Below are 2631 nucleotides of genomic sequence, written 5' to 3'. Positions count from 1 at the left end.
CTCGCGGAGTCGGCGTCGACCTGACGCCCGGGGTGGATCCGGCCAGGTCCGCCGCGATCGACTGCATCAGCGCCACCGCGCCCGCTTCGGTGACCTCGATGCGGTGATGGCCGAGCGAGGCGATGCAGGCGAGGATGGCGCCGGCCGCGCCCCGGGTCCCGGTCCGGGCGACAGCGCCGTGTCCGCGGATCGCGTCGGAGAATCGCTGGCGGATCCGGATGTCGGCCGCCACGACCGCCGCCCGGTCCTCCGGCGTGAGATACCGGATCTGCCAGCGGTACAGCGCGGCGCGGGAGCGGTGGGTCAGTGTCGCCCGGGTGACCGAGTCGACCAGGTGGTCGAGGTCATCGGAACCGGACGTGGCGGCGTCGAGTTCCCCGACGAGCGTGGCGACCGCGTCTCGGAACATCGCGTACTTGCCCGGGACGTACCGGTACAGCGCACCGGGGGTCACCGCGAGTCGATCCGCGATGTGCTCCACACGGGTCGCGTGGTATCCGCGTCGAGTGAACTCCTCGGCCGCGGCCAGCGCGATCTCCGCACGTCGGGACCCCGGTGGAGGGGCGTCCGGGAACCTCGTGGGCAGTGGTGGTGACGACGTCATGACCTCTCGGATCTCGTGAGGGCGGATCGGGGTGTGATCTTGACAACAGCGGATACAGTGGCCATAGTAAACCCGAATTCACAGATATATGTGATCGAATCCATGTGAGTGTCTCGAGTGCGTCGTCGCAGACCGGCTCGGGACGGAAGGGACAACCCACCCATGTCAGTGCCCGAGGCCTACATCTACGACGCGGTGCGCACGCCACGCGGTAAGGGCAAGTCCAGCGGTTCGCTGTACAGCGTCGCCCCGATCGACCTCGCCGTCGGCGTGCTGCGTTCGCTGGTCGAGCGCAACAGCAGTCTCGATCCCGCACAGATCGAGGACGTCGTCATGGGCATCGTCGGTCCGGTCGGTGAGCAGGGCGCGGTGTTGCCCCGCATCGCGGCCCTCGCCGCCGGACTGCCCGAGACGGTGGCCGGGGTGCAGCAGAACCGCTTCTGTGCCTCCGGGCTCGAGGCCGTGAACCTGGCCGCGCAGAAGGTCCGCGCGGGGTGGGAGGACCTCGTCGTCGCCGGTGGCGTGGAGTCGATGTCGCGGGTCCCGATGGGCTCCGACGGCGGCGCCTGGGCGCAGAACCCCCGGGTCAACTACTCCACCTTGTTCGTCCCGCAGGGGATCGGCGCGGACCTCATCGCCACGATCGAGGGCTTCTCCCGCGGGGACGTCGACGAGTTCGCCGCGCGGTCGCAGGAGCTCGCCTCCGCCGCCTGGGACGAGGGCCGCTTCGCGGGCTCGGTCATCCCGGTGGTCGACTCCGCCGGTCTGGTCGTGCTCGACCATGACGAGCACATCCGGCGGGGCACCACCGCCGACGATCTCGCGTCACTCCGGCCGTCGTTCGCGGCGCTCGGTGAGCAGGCCGGTTTCGACGCCGTGGCGCTGCAGAAGTACCACTCGGTCGAGCGCATCGACCACGTCCATCACGCCGGGAACTCCTCCGGGATCGTCGACGGTGCCACCGCGATGCTCATCGGCAACGCCGAGGCCGGCGAGCGCAACGGCCTCGCGCCGCGCGCCAGGATCGTCTCGGCCGCCGTCATCGGTTCGGAGCCCACGATCATGCTCACCGGCCCCACCCCGGCCGCCCGCAAGGCCCTCGCCAAAGCCGGCCTGACGATCGACGACATCGACCTGTTCGAGGTCAACGAGGCGTTCGCCGCCGTGCCGATGAAATTCGCCAAGGACCTCGGGGTCCCCATGGAGAAGATCAACGTCAACGGCGGCGCGATCGCCATGGGGCACCCCCTCGGCGCGACCGGCGCGATGATCCTCGGCACCGCCCTGGACGAGCTGGAACGCCGCGACGCCCGCTACGCCCTCGCGACCCTGTGCGTGGGTGCCGGCATGGGCATCGCCACCATCATCGAACGCCTGTAGACGACCCGGCCGCCAGCCTTGACAAGGACGAGAAAAACCCCAATGAGCAGCGAATTCACCAACACCATCACCTACGAGCGCGACGCCGACGGCGTCGTCGTCCTCACCATGGACGATCCGGGTCAGAGCGCCAACACCATGAACGCCGACTACCTGGCGTCCATGGAGGCGGCCGTCGACAGGCTCGCCTCCGAGGTCGACGAGATCACCGGCGTGATCCTGACCTCCGCCAAGAAGACCTTCTTCGCCGGCGGCGACCTGGGCGACATCCTGTCGATCCCCGCTGACGGGGCGGACCTGGCCGTGGCCACCGTCGAGCGGGCCAAGGCGCCACTGCGGCGACTGGAGACCCTGGGTAAGCCCGTCGTGGCCGCCATCGCGGGTGCCGCGCTCGGCGGCGGTCTCGAGATCGCGCTGGCCACCCACCACCGGATCGTGGTGGACTCGCCCGCGATCCAGCTGGGCCTACCCGAGGTGAGCCTCGGTCTGCTGCCCGGTGGCGGCGGGATCGTCCGCACCGTGCGCATGCTCGGTGTGGCCACGGCCCTGACGGAGGTGCTGCTCGAGGGCAGGCGCCTGCGTCCGGGCAGGGCCCACGAGCTCGGGCTCGTCGACGAGCTGGTGGCCGGCCCCGACGACCTGGTGCC

At 70.2% G+C, this 2631-nt stretch carries 3 protein-coding genes; 2 read left to right on the top strand and 1 reads right to left on the bottom strand.

Annotation, left to right across the window (positions count from 1 at the left end; genetic code table 11):
• On the bottom strand, window positions 1-604 hold a 604-nt coding region (locus G6017_RS11995; RefSeq protein ID WP_182617555.1), incomplete at its 3' end, for a TetR/AcrR family transcriptional regulator.
• A 162-nt stretch (window positions 605-766) separates the two neighbouring features.
• Here G6017_RS11995 and G6017_RS11990 point away from each other — a divergent pair.
• Together G6017_RS11990 and G6017_RS11985 are read left to right on the top strand one after the other, a co-directional pair.
• On the top strand, window positions 767-1984 hold the full coding sequence (locus G6017_RS11990; RefSeq protein ID WP_182617553.1) for an acetyl-CoA C-acetyltransferase: 1218 nt from the start codon (window positions 767-769) through the stop codon (window positions 1982-1984).
• A 42-nt stretch (window positions 1985-2026) separates the two neighbouring features.
• On the top strand, window positions 2027-2631 hold a 605-nt coding region (locus G6017_RS11985), incomplete at its 3' end, for an enoyl-CoA hydratase-related protein (RefSeq protein ID WP_182617551.1).

The organism is Dietzia sp. B44, assembly GCF_014145245.1.
Taxonomy (GTDB): domain Bacteria; phylum Actinomycetota; class Actinomycetes; order Mycobacteriales; family Mycobacteriaceae; genus Dietzia; species Dietzia natronolimnaea.
This window is presented reverse-complemented; position numbering and strand designations above follow the sequence as displayed.

Excerpts from the sequence above, each read along its gene's own strand:
- G6017_RS11990 (WP_182617553.1), top strand. The coding sequence starts at position 767 with ATGTCAGTGCCCGAGGCCTACATCTACGACGCGGTGCGCACGCCACGC.